This window comes from Bacillus nitratireducens (assembly GCF_036320425.1).
Taxonomy (GTDB): Bacteria; Bacillota; Bacilli; order Bacillales; family Bacillaceae_G; genus Bacillus_A; species Bacillus_A nitratireducens.
This window is the reverse complement of record NZ_JAUMJO010000002.1, coordinates 1,029,337-1,050,591: the sequence shown is the minus strand read 5'-3', so window position 1 is coordinate 1,050,591 and position 21,255 is coordinate 1,029,337. Positions and strand designations below refer to the sequence as shown.

General features: G+C 34.3%; 13 protein-coding genes and 7 pseudogenes. 5 read left to right on the top strand and 15 right to left on the bottom strand.

The annotated features are described in order from the left end of the window. Nucleotides 1-13 precede the first annotated feature (13 nt). On the top strand, nt 14-1,186 hold the full coding sequence (iadA, locus tag Q3V31_RS11625) for a beta-aspartyl-peptidase (RefSeq protein WP_090814379.1): 1,173 nt from the start codon (nt 14-16) through the stop codon (nt 1,184-1,186). Nucleotides 1,187-1,597: 411 nt separating this feature from the next. Here the strand turns inward: iadA and Q3V31_RS11620 are convergent, their stop codons facing one another. Then, nucleotides 1,598-4,879, bottom strand: coding sequence for a VaFE repeat-containing surface-anchored protein (locus Q3V31_RS11620; protein WP_090814378.1), 3,282 nt, complete (start codon nt 4,877-4,879; stop codon nt 1,598-1,600). Between the two features lie 501 nt (nt 4,880-5,380). On the opposite strand from Q3V31_RS11620, the gene Q3V31_RS11615 reads away from it, so the two are divergent. After that, the gene (locus tag Q3V31_RS11615) at nt 5,381-5,626 is read left to right on the top strand and encodes a hypothetical protein (protein ID WP_000286236.1); all 246 of its coding nucleotides are present in this window, start codon (nt 5,381-5,383) and stop codon (nt 5,624-5,626) included. Between the two features lie 464 nt (nt 5,627-6,090). Here Q3V31_RS11615 and Q3V31_RS11610 read toward each other — a convergent pair. The 10 genes and pseudogenes from Q3V31_RS11610 to Q3V31_RS11565 form a co-directional block, all read right to left on the bottom strand. Then, nucleotides 6,091-6,780: pseudogene (locus Q3V31_RS11610) on the bottom strand (IS6 family transposase). 204 nt (nt 6,781-6,984) lie between these two features. Beyond that, on the bottom strand, nt 6,985-8,472 hold the full coding sequence (locus Q3V31_RS11605) for a sodium:solute symporter family protein (RefSeq protein ID WP_001017592.1): 1,488 nt from the start codon (nt 8,470-8,472) through the stop codon (nt 6,985-6,987). Beyond that, nucleotides 8,469-8,669, bottom strand: a complete 201-nt coding sequence (locus tag Q3V31_RS11600; RefSeq protein WP_000691319.1) for a DUF3311 domain-containing protein — start codon at nt 8,667-8,669, stop codon at nt 8,469-8,471. The genes Q3V31_RS11605 and Q3V31_RS11600 overlap by 4 nt, the downstream gene beginning before the upstream one ends. Nucleotides 8,670-8,681: 12 nt before the next feature. Next, nucleotides 8,682-9,869, bottom strand: a complete 1,188-nt coding sequence (locus tag Q3V31_RS11595; protein WP_090814377.1) for an amidohydrolase — start codon at nt 9,867-9,869, stop codon at nt 8,682-8,684. A gap of 168 nt (nt 9,870-10,037) precedes the next feature. Then, nucleotides 10,038-11,336, bottom strand: coding sequence for a helix-turn-helix domain-containing protein (locus Q3V31_RS11590; protein WP_000276611.1), 1,299 nt, complete (start codon nt 11,334-11,336; stop codon nt 10,038-10,040). Nucleotides 11,337-11,995: 659 nt separating this feature from the next. Beyond that, nucleotides 11,996-13,810 (bottom strand): acyltransferase family protein, encoded by a 1,815-nt coding sequence (locus tag Q3V31_RS11585; RefSeq protein WP_145930528.1) that lies wholly within the window; start codon nt 13,808-13,810, stop codon nt 11,996-11,998. Nucleotides 13,811-13,924: 114 nt separating this feature from the next. Next, nucleotides 13,925-14,260, bottom strand: a pseudogene (locus Q3V31_RS11580) (IS6 family transposase); the annotation flags it as partial. Nucleotides 14,261-14,563: 303 nt separating this feature from the next. Continuing rightward, complete coding sequence (locus Q3V31_RS11575) at nt 14,564-15,304, bottom strand: YrrS family protein (RefSeq protein WP_000529728.1); 741 nt, start codon at nt 15,302-15,304, stop codon at nt 14,564-14,566. Nucleotides 15,305-15,530: 226 nt separating this feature from the next. After that, nucleotides 15,531-15,766 (bottom strand): annotated as a pseudogene (locus tag Q3V31_RS11570) (sodium:proton symporter); the annotation flags it as partial. Between the two features lie 155 nt (nt 15,767-15,921). Next, nucleotides 15,922-16,110 (bottom strand): hypothetical protein, encoded by a 189-nt coding sequence (locus tag Q3V31_RS11565; protein WP_000632552.1) that lies wholly within the window; start codon nt 16,108-16,110, stop codon nt 15,922-15,924. 251 nt (nt 16,111-16,361) lie between these two features. On the opposite strand from Q3V31_RS11565, the gene Q3V31_RS11560 reads away from it, so the two are divergent. Together Q3V31_RS11560 and Q3V31_RS11555 are read left to right on the top strand one after the other, a co-directional pair. Continuing rightward, nucleotides 16,362-17,762, top strand: a complete 1,401-nt coding sequence (locus Q3V31_RS11560; RefSeq protein WP_090814376.1) for a zinc dependent phospholipase C family protein — start codon at nt 16,362-16,364, stop codon at nt 17,760-17,762. Nucleotides 17,763-17,906: 144 nt separating this feature from the next. Next, nucleotides 17,907-18,092: pseudogene (locus Q3V31_RS11555) on the top strand (CDP-alcohol phosphatidyltransferase family protein); the annotation flags it as partial. Between the two features lie 13 nt (nt 18,093-18,105). On the opposite strand, the pseudogene Q3V31_RS11550 reads toward Q3V31_RS11555, so the two are convergent. From Q3V31_RS11550 to Q3V31_RS11535, 4 genes and pseudogenes are all read right to left on the bottom strand, one after another. Then, a pseudogene (locus Q3V31_RS11550) lies at nt 18,106-18,345 on the bottom strand (DDE-type integrase/transposase/recombinase); the annotation flags it as partial. Between the two features lie 23 nt (nt 18,346-18,368). Continuing rightward, a complete protein-coding gene (locus Q3V31_RS11545; RefSeq protein ID WP_329765158.1) occupies nt 18,369-18,863 on the bottom strand; it encodes a hypothetical protein in 495 nt (164 codons plus the stop codon). A gap of 53 nt (nt 18,864-18,916) precedes the next feature. Beyond that, nucleotides 18,917-19,315, bottom strand: a pseudogene (locus Q3V31_RS11540) (collagen-like protein). Between the two features lie 308 nt (nt 19,316-19,623). Beyond that, nucleotides 19,624-19,857, bottom strand: a pseudogene (locus Q3V31_RS11535) (IS4 family transposase); the annotation flags it as partial. Between the two features lie 669 nt (nt 19,858-20,526). On the opposite strand from Q3V31_RS11535, the gene Q3V31_RS11530 reads away from it, so the two are divergent. Continuing rightward, nucleotides 20,527-21,168, top strand: a complete 642-nt coding sequence (locus Q3V31_RS11530) for a lysozyme family protein (RefSeq protein WP_000792295.1) — start codon at nt 20,527-20,529, stop codon at nt 21,166-21,168. The last annotated feature ends 87 nt before the right edge of the window (nt 21,169-21,255 follow it).

Sequence of the window (21,255 nt, the reverse complement as noted above, 5' to 3'; positions counted from 1 at the left end):
GAGGAGACAAGAATTGATTACCTTAATAAAAAATGGAGAAGTATACGCACCCAACTACCTAGGACGGAAAGACATATTAATTGCAGATGATAAAATCGCATTCATAGATGATAGAATTGCAATTCCTACCAACTTTGCTCCTATTCTAGTCATTGATGCGGCAAATCTTTTGGTTGTTCCAGGATTTATCGATTCACACGTTCATATTATTGGTGGAGGCGGAGAAGGCGGATTCAAAACCCGCACACCTGAGCTGATGCTTACTGATATTACAACTGCAGGTATTACAACACTAGTCGGTTTACTCGGTACTGACGGGACAACACGTAAAATGGAAAGTCTGCTTGCCAAGGCGCGGGCACTTGAAGAAGAGGGAGTTTCTTGTTTCATTCACACAGGCTCCTATCAAGTGCCAGTAAAAACGCTAACGGGAAAAATCGAAGATGATATTATTTTAATTGACAAAATTATCGGTGTTGGAGAGATTGCTATCTCCGACCATAGATCATCAGAACCTACATTTGAGGAAATAGTTAAAGTCGCCACTGCCGCACGCAATGGCGGTATTCTGTCAGGAAAAGCTGGCATAATAGAAGTTCATGTAGGGGACGGAGAAGGAAAACTTTCATTGTTACATGAAATTGCAGATAAAACCAACATTCCGATTCGGCACTTCCATCCAACACATATAAACCGAAACGAAGAATTATTCAGGTCGGGTATTGATTACGCAAAACGAGGCGGTTACGTAGACTTTACTACAAGTACTACTCCTCAATTTTTGGAGGACGGGGAAGTGAAATGCAGTGAGGCATTACGTATAATGCTTGAAGATGGGGTCCCAGTCGGACACATCACCTTCTCCTCAGATGGACAGGCCAGCCTCCCCTTCTTTGACAACAATGGGGAGTATGCAGGCCTTCAAGTCGGAAAAGTATCTTCGCTATTTCACGAAGTACGAGAATCTGTTTTAGTGGAAGGTATTCCGTTAGAAACGGCACTAGAAGTCATTACCACGAATCCCGCACAATTGCTGAAACTTTCAAGTAAGGGCTGTATCCAAACCGGGAAGGATGCTGACATCGTATTGTTAGAAAAAAGAACGTTGGACATTCACAGCGTCATTGCAAAAGGAAAGTTTATGGTAGACAATAAAGTTCCGATAGTGAAGGGAACTTTTGAATAAGAAAGATAAGAAGCTTCTATTAATCGTTGGGGTCACGTCACATCGCTATCAAGTTAAGAAACGCATTCTTCCCCAAAACGATAAAAATGAACTTCGGTACTATAAAAAACACAAAATTTCCATTTAGGGGGTACTTTAAAAGCTTAGCTTGATGGTAATGTCGCGGTACTCCTTAATGGAGTATTATCTTTATTTTGAGCATTTAATAAAATTCTCCATGTTGTCCAGTTCTTGTTTTAATAACCTTGATAAAAATAATAGTTGTGGGAATGGCTCTAAAACCAAATCTTTATTAAAATCCTCTTTAATTTTAGCTAATTTTTTGGTTTCAATTTTCATTCTGGATCAAAAATAAATGTAAAAAGATAAGCACATCTTGTTAAAAAACAGATGTGCTTATCTTTTTAATTTCTATGCATTTTTACGTTTTAAAAAAATCACCCCACCAACAATTAACAGTAATGCGCCTGTAGCCATAGAGATCCAACTTGTAAGGTTAGTACCTGTTTGCGGTAACCATCCAATTTTAGATTGAATTTCTTTCTTAGGTTGTGGTTGTTCTTTTACTTGCTCTTTAGGTTGCTCTGATGTTGGAGTATTTTTATCTGAATTCGGCTGTTCTGATTTAGGTTGTTCCGGTTTTGCCGCTTTAAATTTCACTGTTTGACCCTTATCTTCAATGTCAACGTGAATAGCAACTAAGACATTATCTTGATACAGTTCTTCAAACACAACTACTTCTTTACCTTGTAATGCAGAAGCATTAAATATGAAGTCTAATGTGATAGAACCATTTTTTTCTTTTGTAGTAAACTTGGATTCTGCTGTTACTTCTTTACCATCAACTAATAATGGTTTGTTTGTTGCTTTATCCATTAGTTTGCCTTTTACAACGTACTCTTTACCCACGATTAAGTCTTTGTATTCCACTTTATCTTGGATAGTTATAGATTTTGTAGCGTCTAATTCTTTAGAACCATCAGCTTTGTTTGTAGCTGTTGTTTTTATTGAAGGCTCTACAAATCGAACTGTTTGACCTTTATCATTAATGTCAGCGTGAGTTGCAATTACTTGACCTTCATGCAATAAGTCTTCAAACACAACTACTTCTCTTCCTTGCTGTTCAGCACCAACGAAAGTAAAGTCTAATGTTACAAAACCATTCTTTTCTTTTGCAATGAACTTAGTCTCTGCTGTTATTTCTTTACCATCAATTAATAATGGTTTGTTAATAGCTTTGTTCATTAATTTACCTTTTACAGTGTACTCTTTACCAACAACTAAGTTAGTATACTCTACTTTATCTTGAATAGTGATAGAATCCTTTGAATGAATCTCTTTTCCACCATCAGCTTTGTTTGTAGCTGTTGTTTTTACTGACGGCTTAACGAACTTAACTGTTTGACCTTTATCATTGATATCAACATGTGTAGTAACAACTTTTCCGTCTTTCAGTAACTCTTCGAATACTACTACTTCTTTTTCTTCTAAACCAGTTGCATCAAAAGTGAAATCTAGTGTAATAGAACCGTTTGCTTCTTTTGGTGTAAACTTAGTTTCAGCAGTTACTTCTTTACCATTTACAACTAATGGCTTATTAGTCTCTTTATCCATTAATTTACCTTTTAAAGTGTACTCTTTACCTACTTGTAGGTCTTTGTATTCCACTTTATCTTGGATTGTTACAGACTTAGACGTGTGCATTTCTTTTGTACCATCTTTTTTATCAGTTGCTATTGTTTTAATTGAAGGAATCTTCTCATCTTTGACGATGTGTTTAATAATTTGACCATTCTCTTTGATTTCAAAAGAAAACGTCTCTTCATTTAAGATATAACCTTTTGGTGCAACAGTTTCTTTATACGTGTATTTTCCAAATGGTAACTTTTCAAATTTAGCGATACCTTTATCATCTGTTTTACCTTTTACTACTTCTTTCCCTGCTTCGTTATAAATCGTAAATTCTGCATTTGGAAGCTTGTTGTTTCCATCAGCTACATCTACCTTTGTAATTTCCAGATCACCTTTGATAAGATGATTAACTGCTAATAGCTCAATAATTCTTCCATGTTCCTTTATTTCGAACACAATTGGTTCTGTGACAAGAACGTAACCATTTGGAGAAGTCTTTTCTACAAATGAATACTTACCATACGCTAAATCTTTAACGTTAATCTCGCCATTTTTATCTGTCTTATAATCCCCAATTACTTTTCCACTTGCATCTTTTAACTCGAATACTGCACCTTCTAATTTTTTACTTATATCCTCATTATCTACTTTTAATAGTTTTACACTACCTTTTACTTCAGTGTTTTCTACTGTAAAAGTAAGTGTTTTATTGTGCTCTTTAATTTCAAAAGGATACTTTGTTTTATTTCCAATATATCCATTTGGTGTTTTTGTCTCTAAGAAATAATACTTACCAAATGTAAGGCCTTCAACATTTGCAATTCCATTTTCTTTTGTTACTGCCTTTTTCACTTCTTTTCCATCTTCAGTAAAAACAGTGAATTCAACATTAGGTAGCACTTTACCTGAATCACTAAGTTTTTTTATTTCAATGTTCCCTTTTGCCTTGTTGTTTACTATTTGAACAGCTCCTGTTTCTCCTGTCTTAACCTCAATAGTTTGTGGTTTATCTCCTAAAACATAGCCTGTTGGCGCTTTTATTTCTTTTACAGTATAAGTACCAATTGGTAGATTATTTAATCCTGCAGTACCATCAGCACCAGTTGTGATTTTTCCAACTGATTCATTATTTGCATTAAAGACCTCAAATACCGCACCAGCTAATACTTCTCCATTTTCTCCAACCTTTTTAATTTTTAAAGAACCAGCAGCTTCCCAATTTACTGCAAGGTCACTACTAAGCTTTTCTTCATTTCTTTCTAATAGTACTGTAGCATTCTGAACAGTATCCGTACCGCGGTAAGCAATTGCTTGAACTTTTGTTAAGTTTGCAGCAACACTTAGATTAAATTCACCTGTTTGTGTATCTTTAGGAATTTGGATACGGAATTTTTCCCCAACTGAAAGCTGATCTTTCACTTCTCCATTTTCACTAACAATTTTAACTCCATTAGGTGCATTTTTCGCCACTACTTTATAAGAACCACTCTTAGCATTTGTTTGTACTGTGTATAGGTTTGTTTCAAAGAACTCACCCTTTAGTTCTGCCTTTTGCTTTTCAGCAGGAATCACATTCATAAAAATATCTTGAGTATCTTCACTTGTATTTGCAGCATTAATAATTGTCTTAGCCGCTTTTTCAACATTTTTATTTTCATGCTTTAATTCATTTACATCAAGTTGACCTAATGCATTCCAAACCGCAAGCTGAGTTGCATAATGTGCTTCATTCTGATTCGCTACCCCCAGTTGTTCTACACTTTTTTGCGGGAAACCATTTAATAGTACCCTATATACTACATTATCCGTCTTCCCCATTTCAGGAAGATCTTCACCATTTGGAGATTTTAATCCAAGAGTTAAGCAATAAGCAATTTGACCGCTTGAATTTTTAATAATTTCTGTTCGGATGTACTTACCTAGGCTATTACTATAGCTCCAGTCCATTGAATATTTTTCATGCGTCATAACCTCTGCACTAGCCCTTGGTAAAAACACATTAAGGCATAATGCTAGTACTGATAATAATGTAAAAACTCTTATAATAACTCTCTTGCCCAATTTTGAAACCTCCCTAAAATAAATTAATCCGATTGCATATCGCAATATCTAAAACATTCACGACCAACCCGAGTATCATTATAAAACAAAAAATTACAAATATTAAACCAATTTAATTAAAGAGTCAAAAAATTTACACATTTTAATGTTTTTCAAGTTTTTAATCACATTAACTATTTACAAATTTCCAAAAAAAACCTTAATTAACAAAACTAATATGTATGTTAAGTATGTAAATACCCAGTTCTTTTTGCTCAAGTTATTAACCTTTTATCCAATACATAAGTTCCTATCTAATTCGATTTTTTTTGAATACGTTATGCAGTTTTCTAGGGACTATTTTGGGGTCCTTTCGTTTGTTACCATCTTCAAGTCCTGCAACATCATAAGCTTTGCTATGTATCTTTAACAACCACCCAAATACGCATGGACAATTGTCCAAAAATATACAAATAAATATAATATCGAGAGCAATAGGATTAAAATAAGGAGTGACTGTCTTTGTATCGTCAAACATTTGAAGATTGTGTATGGGATTGCATTATGAAAGGTGGATATAGGTTTGAATGTGAAGATATATGTCGTATGAATCCATCTAGTGTCAATTTTTACGGATACAACCTTCACTCAATACCAACAACATCTGCACCTATGGCACCTTATGGTAAACCTTGGGCTTACGGGTACAACTCCTACTTACAGCCAACAGTTTATTCTTCCATTTTCCCAATAGATCCAGAGTGCTAAGCCCAGTGCATAAGGAATCGTCATAGTCCCTTGTTCTGTCAAAGTGCTTGCAGAGAGAATCCATGGTAAAAATATTTTAATTCAATAAATAAGTAAAGAAACTATCTTATCTAAGATGGTTTTTTATTTTCACACACAAGATTGTTACGAATTTAGGGCCTATTTTTTACAAATAAAAAAGATGACTCATTTCTGAGCCATCTTGAATAAATAATTCGCTATATTCTTAACTGTTTCCGCAGAATATTCGTTTACAACAATAACTTTAATTCCCCAAAATTCCTTCATTCCGATTTTCCTCTCAACCTTTTTAATACTCTTTATCATTTTAGCCCAGAAGACTCCTTCCTCAAGGAACGCGAAGTGAGTAGGTGGGAGATGAATTGACTAAAATAATAAAATGGTTCTGGTGCAAAAACCATTTGATAGAGACATAGAACCTACATGGATTGTTCAATTACAGATTATGATCCAATTCCAAACAACTTATATATGAATCCGACTTCATTTTGGACAGACTTCACCTGTGGGTGAAGTTGTCCTTTTTCATCATGTGCATGGCTTCAACGCCACTCAATATAAAAGTGGATGTTTCATACGACTTGAATCCTAACATAGAACGCACACGTTTCTTAATGAAACGGTGATCCTGTTCCACTATATTATTGAGATACTTAACTTGCCTTATTTGTATGCCTTCAGGCATACGTTTCTCTTCTTTTAGCTCTTGAATCACTACGGGATAGGCTGGTTTTTTGTCTACTGTTATAACACGAGGTTTACAAATCTGAGAAGCAGCCAAGGCTTTCTTGAAAAAGCGCTTGGCTGTTTGTTTATCTCTTGATTCACTTAGATAAAAATCAATGGTATTCCCTTCTGAATCGACTGCGCGATATAAATACATCCATTGACCTTTTACTTTCACATACGTTTCATCGACTCTCTAGGAATCATTTGTCGTCTTAAGATGACGTCGTACTCTTTCATCTAATTCAGGTCCATATTGATGCACCCAACGCATAATGGTGGTGTGAGCAATAGACAAACCTCGTTCGTCCATCATTTCTACCAAATCACGAAAACTTAGATTGTACCGTTAATAAGATAATATCAGGCTGATATTGCTTCCGTTTGAACATTTTTTCCTTTTCCATACTGATCACACACCTTTTATAGAGTTGTACTATTATTATGTCCAAGATTTAGAGATTCGTTGCAATTTCCCTAGAGTTTTTGCACCAGAACCGTATTTACTATCTTAACGTTTTTACTCTTGTATCTATCTAGCACTAAAAAAGTCCCCAATCTAACTTAGGGACTTTTTCGATATATTTACAGGGATTACCTTTTCTATTAAATTAGATCTTACTCTCTATTACAGTTGTCTTGTCCCGATGAACATTTGAAATATTTTTGGTCATCAAACTGACTATTACTAAAACTACAATATTCACAAATAAAGCGATAATTCCTTCATTCAAATCTTTAATTACCTGAGGAAAATCAGGGAATATTTTGCCAATACCGAGGTTTCCTAAGTCCATAATTGAGACTAACAATCCGCCTGTAATAATCCCAGCAAAAGCCCCTTGTTTAGTCACAAAGTTCTTTCTCATCAAACTCGCAAAAAATGCTGGAGCGAGTTGCGTAATGAAATTATAAGCAATTAGAGCTAGACTAAACAGGGTATTCCCTCCTTTAAAGGTCAAGTAAATTCCCACAAGAGAAATAAACGGAACTAAGTATTTTACCAATTTTCCAAGCTGTTTTTCCGTTACAGATGGATTAAATACTTGATATATATTTTTGGCAAGCAATGTTGATATTGCCATTAATAATAATGAACTTGGTACTAGTGCTGCTAACACTCCCGCTCCGCCAATTACCCCAACAAACCACGGATCAAAAGCTTGTTTAGACAGTTGCAGCAAAATAGAATCAATATCACTACCTCTTAATCCTGGCATCCGTAAGATTGCAGCAAATCCGACGAAAAAGGCAAATAGTAAAATTAATTGATACATTGGCATTAAAATTGCATTTTTTCGTAATGCTTTTTCACTTGATGCAGCAAAAATGGGGGAAAAACCATGTGGCCACATATAAAATCCAATAGAACTTAATATTACCGTCGATATATACCATGATATACTCATTCCCTGTTCAGGTAGTATGGTAAAGTTCGGTTTTACTTTTTCAATTGCCTCATACATAGGTTGAATCCCACCATAATAATGAGTAGGAAAATAAATCCCTAAAAATACGACAATCCCAAGAATCAGAATATCCTTTAGGATCGATGTTTGTGCAGAGCCATGAATACCGGAAACCATTACAAAAATAGTTACCCCTATCGCTCCAAACCAAATGGCTGTTGTAGAAGATATGGCACCGTAAGATGTTGCAGAAACGATATATCCTAGTCCCTTCAATTGCAGCACTAAATAGCATGTACAGGCTATAACACCAATAACTGCAACAAGTACCCCAAGATAAGGACTTTGATATTTTTTAACAAAAAAGTCCGATTGTGAAACTAAATTATGTTTCTTTGCATACCTCCAAATAACAGGAAAGGTCCAGTAGGAGATTACTGTTGCTAAACAACCGTATGTTATAATACTAAAGATAGAGCCTCCCTCCCCATAAGCTGAACCACTTGCCCCTAAAAAGGTAAAGGTAGTATACATTTCGCCTGCAGACAGAAGGAAAATCAACAGGGCTCCCATTCCACGACCTCCAACCGACCATTGCTCTAAATCCATTTCTTGTCCTTTTTTAGCACGAATACTAATCAAAATGGGGATGACGAAAAAACATAAAATGAAAAACACGGCAATATTCATTTTGAATCCCCTTTCTGGTTAACAGGATCTATTTTATAAATAATCGCTAAGATAGCTGTGGTTATAAGTGACCAGAGTACAATCCAAAAGTGGAAGAATGGCATTCCAAAAACATAAGGACTCACCTTATTTGTAAATAAAGCACCTGCAATAAATCCCAAAAATGGAATAATGCTAAGCCAATGTATGATTTTCATACTTTTATCCCCCTAATACGCTAGGTTTAACATCTTATAAGTACCGTGCACAAATAACTGTACTCCATATTGTAAAGCTTGTTCATCAATAGTAAATTTTGGATGATGGTGAGGATAGATAATTCCTTTTTCTTCATTACGAGCCCCTATAAAAATATAAGATGCTGGAGTCATATGTTGATAGGCAGAGAAATCTTCACTCCCCATAATTGGTTTTAAAATCTCTCGATTGTTTTCACTAAATATTTCACATACTGTCTCATCCATCAATCTTGTTACTTCTTCATTATTTATAGTCGGAGCATAGCCAAACTGATAATTGAATTCATATGTAGCTCCATGCGCTTCTGTAATTCCTTTTACTATTCGTTCGATAAAAGTTGGAACCTTTTCTCTCAGTTCCGGATTAAAACTTCTAACAGATCCCCCAATACTTATCTTATCTGGGATAACATTAATCGCACCTCCCGCATTAAACTGAGTCACTGAAATTACAAGCGTTTCCTGAGCATCTCGATATCTCGAAACAATGTGTTGGAGATTGGTAACAATCTGAGTCCCAATTACAATGGGGTCAATGGTTAATTCAGGTTGCGATGCGTGTCCTCCTTCACCCAACACCTTAATATTAAAAGTATCTGCTCCAGCCATCATTGGACCGTAACTCAAGCCAATCTTCCCCAAAGGAAGCGCCGACGAAAGATGACTTCCAATAATCATATCTACTCCATTTAGCACACCAGCTTGCACTAGTTCTTGAGCACCACCAGGTGGGAGTTCTTCAGCGTGTTGAAATATAAAACGCACCTCCCCTTCAATTTGATTTTTTAATTGTGTAAGAACCCATGCCGTACCCAGTAGTATTGCCGTATGTCCATCATGTCCACAAGCATGCATTACGCCTATCTTCTGTGACACAAAATCAAAATCATTCTCCTCCACAATTGGAAGCGCATCCATATCTGCTCTTAATGCAATTACCTTTCCTGGTTGATTACCAATTAAGCGGGCCATAACACTTGTTTTTGTCGGGCGCGAAATTTCTAAATTACCAAAAGTTTGTAGCGTTTCAAAAACAAATTGTGCAGTATTTTCTTCTTGAAATGATAGTTCAGGGTATTTGTGTAAATGTCTCCTCCATCTAACAACTTCGCCTTGAATATTTTCAATTAAATTATGAATTCTTTCTATTTGAGACACATATTTCAGCTCCTTTTCAATTTAAATTTCATTAGAAATTTTATTTTCGGTTTATTTAAGGAAAAAATTCCTTAAATAAAGTATATTAGTTATTTTTATAAATTTCAATATTTTCAGACGAATAAATATTATATTCATTACAAAACAAATAAGCACCCTAATGGATGCTTATAACAATCGATAAATTTTACTTGGTCTTCCACGTGTAGCATAGGTCTCTTGACCAATACATTGTGCCAAATCAACTTCACACATATCCGTAACAATACGTCTCACATTCCGTTCTGTCATCTCAAGATGTGCCGCTAATTCCTTTGTTGTGAAGCAACTCCATTTCATTTTATCTATAAGGGCCGATATTTTTTTGTACGTTTTCACACTGATATTCCCTTTTTTTAATTTCTCTAAAAGGACTTCACTTTGGGTACGACTTGTAAAGCATAATTCTTTTTTATCACCCGGCGATTCAACAATTTTACCATCATCTTGAACGATTACAATCCCACGCTTCTTCATTCCCTTAGAATGCTGAATTGCACGAAAAGCATTAATTTCTGCCGAATATGCAGTCTCACCAAAGCCAATTCCAACGGCAACAGTTGTATCTGCTTCAAACGCTAATTTCTGAACGGCATCTTGCAGCATCTGTATTTCTCTTTCGATTGCGCCACGAGAACTAAAAATCATATATCTACCGTTTCCCTTATCTGAAAAAGACCCTTTAATTGTTTCACCAAGCTGAATCAATATTTCTTTCAATCTAATCTCCAAATATTGCAAATGATATGGAGTCTTCATTTCCTCCGCAACTTTATTAAAATACTCAATTTCAATGATTTCGACACCAATTTGTGCATCTTTAAAATAGGAGGCTTTTACTTTCTCAGAAAGTATTCTAAGCGTCTGTCGAATTTCCATCTTACTCATCGACATCTTGTAAGATGGGATTCCATGCTCTCTTAGAGAATCACATACTGATGGGAAACAAGTTAAGGCTCCTGATGTTTTACCTTTTTCCCATAAATCCATATGAAAATTCAATAATTCCTCCATATCAATATCCAAATCAAATACTTTCGTATAAATCTGTGGTTTCTTTATATGTAACTGTGATAAAGCTTCTTCACTAATATTATTTAAAGACATAGTATCGATACTTAGTTTCTCAATAATTCTCCCTTGTTCATAGACCATCTCTAATAGAGATTTATACAAACCTGATTCTGTTGCAGGAACATAAACCATTATTTTATCGGTGCCTATATATTTTTTTGCAATTTCATAGGGAAGTGGCCCTGAAAAAAGCCATGCATGGACATGGGGAACGTGTTCAATTACAATTTGCTCTATCTCCTCTATTTTTTCATAAGTATAAGGGATAAATTCCAAATCATGTTTGAATTCTTCTACCATGCTTAAAATTTGCTCTATAGAACTTTTTAGACCGACTAATCCGATTTTATACATACTATATTCACTGCCTTTACAATATACTCTTGTAGGCTATACCTCACATTTTATAGGATACATATAGTATACTAAAAAACCTAGACTTACGCTTGCCAAACATTCATCTCTCACCTGAAGTTCCTGTTTTATACCTTTACATTTCCCAATAGAGAATCCTTTCTCAAAAGTATTTTTTAGGACTTCAGATATACCTTTTGCATAATCTGGCATACAAGCACATGCAATTCATCTAACTCCTTCCAACAATCTTCAACATCAGCTGGCCATTTACCCCGATCTATCTATACCTGAGATAAAAAGGTGAAAGAAATTAATCTACTAACCTCCTTTCACCTTCTCTCTAACTCTCTAACGATACCCAATTCTGATTCAAAAATAAGCCCAAAGAATTAAATAATTCCTTGGGCTTATTTTTAAAGTTAGGAAGCTACATTCTTTCTTCCTATTAATAATTTCACTGAACATGACCATCGACATGTATAGCGACAGACACTTTTCCAAATCCACAGGATTTCAAAGCCTACGTCATGACTCACGTATAGTAACAGGCATCGAAATCATTAATTATTGATGACTGTAAAAATTTTGTCTTTCTCAACCATAAATCTTTTATATTTCAATTAACTTTGCAATAGAAGTTTATAAAGCATATCGAATTATTGATTCACAGCTTTGACTACAAGTGCTGCGTATGCTTCTGCACCTAATTTGGTTAAATGCACACCATCAGGTGCAAAGTAGTCTCTCTTTCCAGCACTTGCTACATACCAATCGACTAGATTTACATTCGGATATTTAGATGCTGTCACTTTCAATCTCTCATTCACGATTGATTCCCACGGACGTGGTACCCTCGTATTAATAAATATCATTTTACGTTCATTTCCAATTAATTCTATTAATGATACAAGTTGCTCCGTAGTAAAGGCTCCATTTGTACCTAACCCAATAATGACATAGTTTCCTAAATTCCCTTCATTTTTTAACTGTTCAACTACAGGAATCGCTTTTGACAGCTGGCGACCAATTTGTGCATCAATCCTAATATCAGGAAAAGCATTTTTTAAATATGGAGCAATATCAATCATAACGGAATCGCCTATCGCTGTAACGTTGGGAGAACTTTTAGGTTGCACAGAATTTACTTCTTTTGATTCTTCTTGATTTTTGGGCGTCTCTTGAGCTGGATTTTCCCGAATTGCAACTGGATGTTTCGCTGGTTGTGTTTGTACTGCTTCCACCTTATCTAGTTGAGGATTCTCCTTAGCCTTACTAACTTTTGATAACCCAAAAACGGCTATTGACGAAACGAATACTGCACAAATTAAAGCTAACTTAACACTTAAAGCGACATTTTGAAGCCTTAAATTCTTAAATTGAATATTTCGGAGCGCACCTTGTCGGATTGGTTTTTCAATATACTTCCATGAAATTTGCGCAATCATTATAATTAGAATAAATTGAAGAATTGCTCTTATTAGTGAAAAATCTCCAGCATTTACTTTTGGAGTCGTCAATGTAAGAATTGGATAATGCCAAAGATATATGCCATAGGACCTTATTCCTATCCAACGTAAAGGTCTAAATCGTAAAAATTGAGCGATACGGCTCGCTGGATGAGCAAGATTTGCCACTAACAATGCTGTTGCAATTGATAAGAGAACCATTCCTCCATTGTATAGAAACGGATCATATTGATTCGTCTTCCAAAACATAAGCAAAATAATAATAAGAGCAGTTCCTCCCACTACATCAAGAATGAGACGCGCCTTTGGAATAATTTTATTTGCAAGCCTATTGCTTGGCCAAATTAAGGCAAGTGCCGCTCCAATAAGTAAGGAAAAGGCCCTCGTATCTGTGCCATAATAAATTCTACTCGGATCAGCTCCAGGTTCATACAAAATTGCCATCGCTAAAGCTGAAGCAACAGCTCCCAGACAAATCAATAAAATCATACGGGATTGTTTTTTTATGTGGTAAAGCCCTAAACTAATGATAAACGGCCAGACAACATAGAATTGTTCCTCAACTGCTAACGACCAAAAATGATTCAATGGAGAAAGCTGGTTAAAATTATCAAAGTACGATAATTTATGATAAATATACCACCAGTTACTAACATAAAATAACGCCGCTAATGAATCTCCACGCATTTTCTCAAGTAAAGAGCTATGAAAAATCGTAATCCAGGCCAACGTTATAACGAGCATAACAAACATTGCTGGAAGCAATCTCCTTGCCCTACTAAGCCAGAATTTCTTCAAATCAATTCTCTTATTTCTCTTCCACTCCATCGCTAGAATATCTGTAATTAAATAACCTGAGAGTACAAAAAATACAGTAACCCCTAAAAATCCTCCAGGCATCCAATTAAAATTAATATGATACAAAATAACACCTAGTATAGCTAGGCCCCTTAGACTGTCCAATCCAACCATATAACGACTATTTTTTTCGAAAGGTTTAGTCACCTACAATCACCTCTATTTCTTGAAAATTAGGTAAATAATAGCGGTATAATATGCTATTAATTTCCCGCCTACTCACTTCGCGTTCCTTGAGGAAGGATTCTTCTTGGCTAAAATGATAAAACGATGATTTTGTTCTACTATGTTAATTAAATATTTTATCCTTCGGGTTTTGGTGCCCATTGATATCCTTTTTTCTTCCTTCAACTGTTCGATAGCAATTGGATAAGCAGGACTCTTATCGCCTGTTATAACACGAGGCTTTGAAACATGAAAAGACTGCAAAGCTTTCTTGAAAAAGCACTTTGCAGCCTTATAATTTCTAGATTTACTCAAATAAAAGTCAATCGTGTTTCCTTCAGAATCAACGGCACAATATAAATACATCCACCGTCCTTTTATTTTTATGTATGTTTCGTCCACTCTCCATGAGTTATTCATTCGTTTGAGATGACGCCAAATTCATGCTATCGGTAAAATGATATATGTTGTAAAGAACAAGACACTAAAACATCTGAACACGAACCTATACGGTCTGTCGTAAGTGTGGTGATGGCACACCCCAACCTTGCACGTCAGCGATACCAGAAATGGAATTCGCCTTTGGTAGCAAGAATCCTACTGATGTTAGTCAGCTTGCCCCTTTAGGCATGAGAGTGTCAACTCAAACATCATATAGAACCAAGTTTATTTTATCTAGACTATAATAGCTTAGTCGCTCACAACAAGAGAGGAGAGCATTTACATTTTGCTTATTTATTTTACCACTTGAACAGATACTGGTTTCCAGCCCTGATTCTCTACCCAATCAATATCAATCTTATATTTTTTATTACTTTGCTTATCTCGTACATTACCGTAGGCTTTATTATTACCATTATTCCCAATAAAATCAAAAATCAATTGACTCTCTGGAACATCAACAGCATAAGAAATTGCTTTTTTCATCTCATTCCAATCTACTGTTCCTTCTTTAAATTGCATTGCAGGTTTTGCTCCTTGCTCTGTACCAATTGCCTTCCAAGAAGAATTAGTTTGAGAACCCTTTTCTTGAGATATCGTTTTTTCTCCCTCTTTATTTTCATTTTCGTTCGTTTTTACAGGTTCTTCTATTTTTTGTTTCTCTTCTAAATGTGCTGTTTCTTTATCTTCGTTTTTCTTTTCTTCTACCTTTGTCGCCTTTTTATCTTCGTTCTCCTTCTCTTCTATCTTTGCTGCTTCTTTATCTTCGTTCTTCTTCTCTTCTATCTTTGTCGCCTTTTTATCTTCGTTCTCCTTCTCTTCTATCTTTGCTGCTTCTTTATCTTCGTTCTTCTTCTCTTCTATCTTTGTTACTTTCTTTTCTTGAGCAATTGCTTTCTTTGATGTATCAGAAGTGAAAAACAACTGATACGTCACTATGCCAACTGTTACTATTACCACACTAAATGCGATATTAAATATCCCCTTATTACGACGATTTTGTTGTTTTGCTTGAAACCTGCTTCCTTGTCCCATTTTTCAAACCTCCGTGTTTATTTTCGCAACTAATCTTTACGTATTCTTCCTAAGAATCTTAATATTTTTATTAAATAATGAAAATATTAAGGTTTGTGCGTTTTCAAGTATCTGATATATGTTATTCAAAAATAGTTTAATAAATTAAAGATTAATAAGCCTCTTCTTCACCGATTTATAATTTTTAAAATCAACTGCCCTCTTTAGTTTGCGCTTTCTAATGGATATGCAGTGAAACCAAAAGAGATTTCATCTTCTTTTCAGAATAACTTTCGTCACTAGGGAATTCTATTATTCCTAATCTAACCTTTAATTCGCTTTCATGACAAAACGATTCTTTATGAAGCCCCCTTATCTTTTGTATAAAGCGCTTTTATTTTTTTCAACATAGAGCAATATTTCTTTGTTTATAACCTTCTTAAAAGCTTCTTCTCTACTGTAAAAGTCTTTTAAACTATACAATCCATATCATTTAATATGTAACGTTTCTATTAATTACACCTCGTTTTCCAGATAATAACGTTATTTCTGAATGTTTGATTTATTATGAATACACATTCCTACTTACTTGAATTATAAATTGCGCTTATCTATAATACATTTTATTATTAATAACTTCAATAATGAATATGTACATATTTCTTTTTATAACTCAACTCCTTCAAATCGTATTTTTCTAGAGTTTGCTGCAATTCATTTTGTTCATATGGAATATGTTTATCTGTCTGTACATCTTCAACATCTCCTCCACCTGCTAATAATCTCTTGTACTTAAAAGAGTGCCTTGTTAATAATGGTGTAATCATTTTGTATGGCCTTCCTTTTGTTTGATTACTTGTATCATAAACAAGTATCTGAAGTTGATATGTAGTCTACTTTACTGATAAAACTAACAAATAAATAAGGAAACCTACATGTTCGTAATAGTGATTTTTAAATTATATATATTCATATGAATTTATTAATATGTAATATTGCATATTAGGGGTTGCCTGTATCTTTATGATATTGCTGTATTTATAATACTTATATCTTCATGCTTAGAAAGGAATAAAAAATGAAAAAAATCACATCAACACTATGTATAGCCGGAATGACTTTAACTATTTTAGGAGTAGCTCCTCAAAGTAGTTTTGCTCATCTCGATCAAATTGATTTAACTGAGAATGATCCTATTACCGCTCGATGGTCTGCAGAAGCTCCGTATCATTCTGATAAAAGTACACATTTATGGATTGCAAAACAAGCTATTGAAATTATGAAAACAGAATCTAATGTTGAAGCAAATAAGCAGGCTGTGGACTTCTTAAATTATCCGCAATATAAAGATCTATTTTCTAAAGGATTATATGATGCAGATTATAATGCAGAATTTAACGATGGTGGAACGGGAATAGGTGGCGTTTTTAAAGGTGGATGGAAATCCCATTTTTATGATCCTGATACTAAAGAAAATTATAGAGGAGAAACAGATCCAACCGCTCTTACACAAGGCAAGAGATACTTTTATGAATCTGGAGAACATTTACGAAATAAAGACTATGAAAAAGCTTTCTATTACTTAGGGATAGCCACGCACTACTTTACAGATGCGACACAACCTATGCATGCAGCAAATTTTACCGCAATTGATACGAGAGCTATAAAATATCATAGCTATTTTGAAAATTATATTACAACCATTCAAGATCAATTTGCAGTCACTACTGGAGGGAATTATAACGACTCTCTATCTACACCTGAAGAATGGATTGATTATGCAGCCCGAGTAGCTAAACCTGAAATTCAAAATATCGCTAATGATAAAACATTTGAGTATTACAATAGCGGTAAGGCGCAATTGTGGCAAGAAATGGTTACCCCAGCTGTGCAGCGAAGCTTAGGAGAATCTCAGCGTAATACAGCAGGTTTCCTAAATCTTTGGTTTAAAACGTTTACTAAAAATGTGCAAGCTCCAAGTTTAGAAACTGCACAAATCTATGATATAGCAGGAAATGTTATAGAAGCAGGGAAAAACTATTATATCGTACCAAGTGAATCTCCTTTTCAAGGTCTAACGTTTGAATGGTATGTAGCAAATCGTTACGATTATGTTTTACTTGCAAATAATAAGAACAATGCTTTATCTGGTACACCTATAGAATTTGTATTTTACAAAGATAATGATGCAAAGCTACACCACGGTGAAAGCGTATACCTTCGCATGAAGCATTCTAATTATGATCAATATCAATATTTAAATTGGTCCAAATATTCTAGTTGGGTTCACCTTGCTAAGAAATCTGATAGTTTAGCAGACTTTAAAATTCAAATTAACCCGGATAACCCTACAGAATATAATATTTTTACAGATGGTTATCCATTAAATTATGAGAATATAAATGCAGAGAAAAGTTGGATTGTACTAGGTGAAAAAACACAAAAACCTAGTACATGGAAGTTTGTACCTTTCAGATAACCTAAACACACTCGTTCCTAATCAGAACGAGTGTGTTTTTTGTTTTGAGGTATTTGTTTTTCTTAAGTTGATGGATGTGGGATCACCATACATGCCCATCAACTTAAGAACGGAAACAGTTTGATCAACTTAGGGGGAACAACCTTGTTCAATCAGATGGTAAAAGCTGTACCGAATTTATTTGCGATTGGAAATTTATTGGGCGGTGTTTTTTCAATTACCATGAATATGAGTGACTACTTGGGAGTAGCCTTCATTTTAATTTTCTTTTCAGCTGTTTTTGATCTTCTTGATGGAAAGATTGCGAGAAAATTAAAAGTGAACAGTAAATAAGGAACAAGGTTTAAGCATTAGCTAGTAATTGTTGAAGTTCATTGTACATTGAAAAGGCGGAGTCTCTTTGAAGACTTCGCCTTTGTTTATATAGGGCATGAATGGTCTCGATACCTTTTATCGTACGTGAAGCATGACTAAGATTTTGAAATCCTGCAGATTTGGCAAAACGTCTCTTTACATGCCAATGATCCTGTTCAATAAGATGGCTTAAATTTTTGAGTCTACAATGGATTGTAGTTTGATAAACCGAGAGACCCTTTAGAATAGAAATCACTTTTGACACAAAACAATGATTCTATATGGTGTAGTTTGAGCTGGTATACTCATTGTTGTAAAACCATAAATAGCTATTAAATTTCGATTTACAAGATTACCTGTGAAGACTTGACCATTTGTTAATAAAATTTGAGTAGAAGGAGAAATATTTAATTTTAATTTTCCATCACTACTCTCCAACTGTTCATTAAAATAGTCTACTTTTACATTTTGATGGGGTGTATATTTTGCCATAACAATCGCTTGAAATTGTGGTGGGAAAATGAGAGGCGCAGGGACGTTGGCATCGTAAAACCCAGTTACTTTATCTCCTACTACTACCGTTGCAAAGTCGATAAAATACGTATTTGGTTTCACTACAAAATTTATTAGATTCCCATAACCATTATCTACGGACATTAATTTATTACATCCTATATCTTCGTTTGATCCTGTTACAAAATCGTTAATCATAGTTATTGTACCTTCAAATGATTGAAATTTTTTCATTCAAATACCTCTTTTGTTTATATAATTAAACCTCTATCGTTACTCTATAATTTTTAAAAACATGTAAATAAAATAATCCTTCTCGTATCAATTCCAAAAATAACCCAAAACCTACCGTTCCATCTAAAACCAGCAACAGACCTTGGTCCTACAAAAATTGGGAAATACCAAAACTGTTCACCATTACTAAGCCATATATAAGTATTTCGAAATAAACATAATGCAATTGCTCCTGAATCAACAGCAAATGGTGAAGCTGTTGATTGTTGAGGAATAAATGATGGGGGAGGAGATGTTGGAGCTTGTGAACTTTGCTGTCCTGGAAAACTTGGTGCACCCGGAAAACCTGGTCCTCAGATTCCAGGTATACCTGGAATCTGAGGACCAGGGAATTGACGATCGAAGTATTGATCATAATTTATATAAGGATAATATATTGACTCATTATACATTTAAAAGTCACCTCTTTATTTTTAAAACCTTCTAAATTATTAATATGTAATGTTGTTCGTATAGGATGCTTATTCGCTTCCTATACGAACAATATTTTAAACAAAACAAATATCAAACAGGAAAGTATACCCCTGCCCTTTGTTTTTCGGTATGAAGTAATGATATAAAATTTTTGTTTTGGGGATACTTCAAAATATTAGCCTGATGGGCATGGGGGACCGCCACATACCCATCAAGCTAAAGATGGGTATTCCATGAACTTCCGTTCTTGATGCCCACATGCTTGATATTTTTTTATTTGTTTTTAAAGTTTTCTTTTGATTAAAAGGGAAAATACACGCTGTAAAAATAAAACAGCACATCGGTTAAAACGTTGATTAAGTCTTTCTGAACTCATAATTGTAGCTGTATTTGCACAAAGCTGACTACATAATCGAGTAAGAGAATCGCTTGCTACATGTTGACTAATCCAGATACATAAAGCAGCTAAATCTTTTGCGCCATACTTACTTTTACGTTTTACAAAACCTGTCTCTTGTGCAAAAGGTTATCTTAGTTGATTCACCGCAATACAAAATCCACAATAATTGAGGGCAAACGTTTTATGTTACAGCTAGTAATGGATATATAATTGTACTCTAATAAAACAATCAACCGCTAGAGATAGTATAGTGAAAAATCGAATAATTTAATAGCATTGCGGGGCAAAACTTTATAGAAGAGCAGTAAAATAAATAACCGGTTTCTTAAGATACAGGGAACAGGTTATTCTGTGCCAAAACGTATAATTTTCTTTTTGAGCTGGTGCCTCTTCTTCGTTGACTACCTAAAAACAAGCCGAAAAATTTACATCTGGATGTGAATTTTTCGGCTTGTTTTTGAATTGAAGAAATAATAATAAAACTCTATTTTGTTATTATTTTTGACAGTTTACTATATAGCAAGGTAGGAGATAAATAATTTGAATCCTAGACATGGTCTGTTAATCTCCCCTTTATACCAATATCCTTTTAAATTACTCTAATAAATGAACTTTATTTTATTTTTATCTTATCTTTACCTTATCTTTAAAATTTTATATTAAACTTTACATCTAAAAGAAAAGATTTCGAGTCTAAAAAAGCAGGGGTAAAGGTGATTATTGCATCTTTTATAAATAACCAACCACCACCATTGAAAATGCAATTTTTTATACAAGGAGGAGTAATATATGAAGAATAAGAGTAAAAAACAAGTTATTATATTATTTTTTATTAGTATTTTAGGTTTAGGAACAATCATTGGGATACTATATTTTAATCATAAAACTAATATTCATAGAAATAAAGCGCTCGCTACCGAAGAACGTTTATTGCAATATGAGCCCATTATGAAAAAAGAATTAGAAAAATATAATTTAGGAGAAAAAACAGCACTTTTGTTAGGAATTATGTACCAAGAGAGTAGAGGTGAGGGCAACGACCCTATGCAGTCCTCTGAATCACTTGGATTAAAGCCAAATGAAATACAAGAGATAAACTTGAGCATTAAACAAGGGGTAAAGCACTTTGCTCAAATGTACAAATATGGAACAGAAAAAGGTGTTAGCATGGATACAATTATTCAAAGCTATAATATGGGACCAGGGTATATTGATTTTATTTCCAGTCAAGAGGCTAAACAACACTCAGACGATTCGGCTAAAAAGTTTTCTAAGATGAAAGTTGATCAGAATCCAGACATATACACTTGTGGTGGAAATAAACAAAATTTTAGGTATCCATATTGTTATGGTGATTTCACATATACAACAAAGGTGAATGAAAAAACAAAACTTATTGAAGAACTTCTCCAAAAAAAAATTAAAATATAATTCGAAAGGTTTTAATGCAAGAACTTAAAGTTACGTGTAAGAAATCTATTAAATTAGGTCGTATTTATCCTCGTATTCTAAAAATAG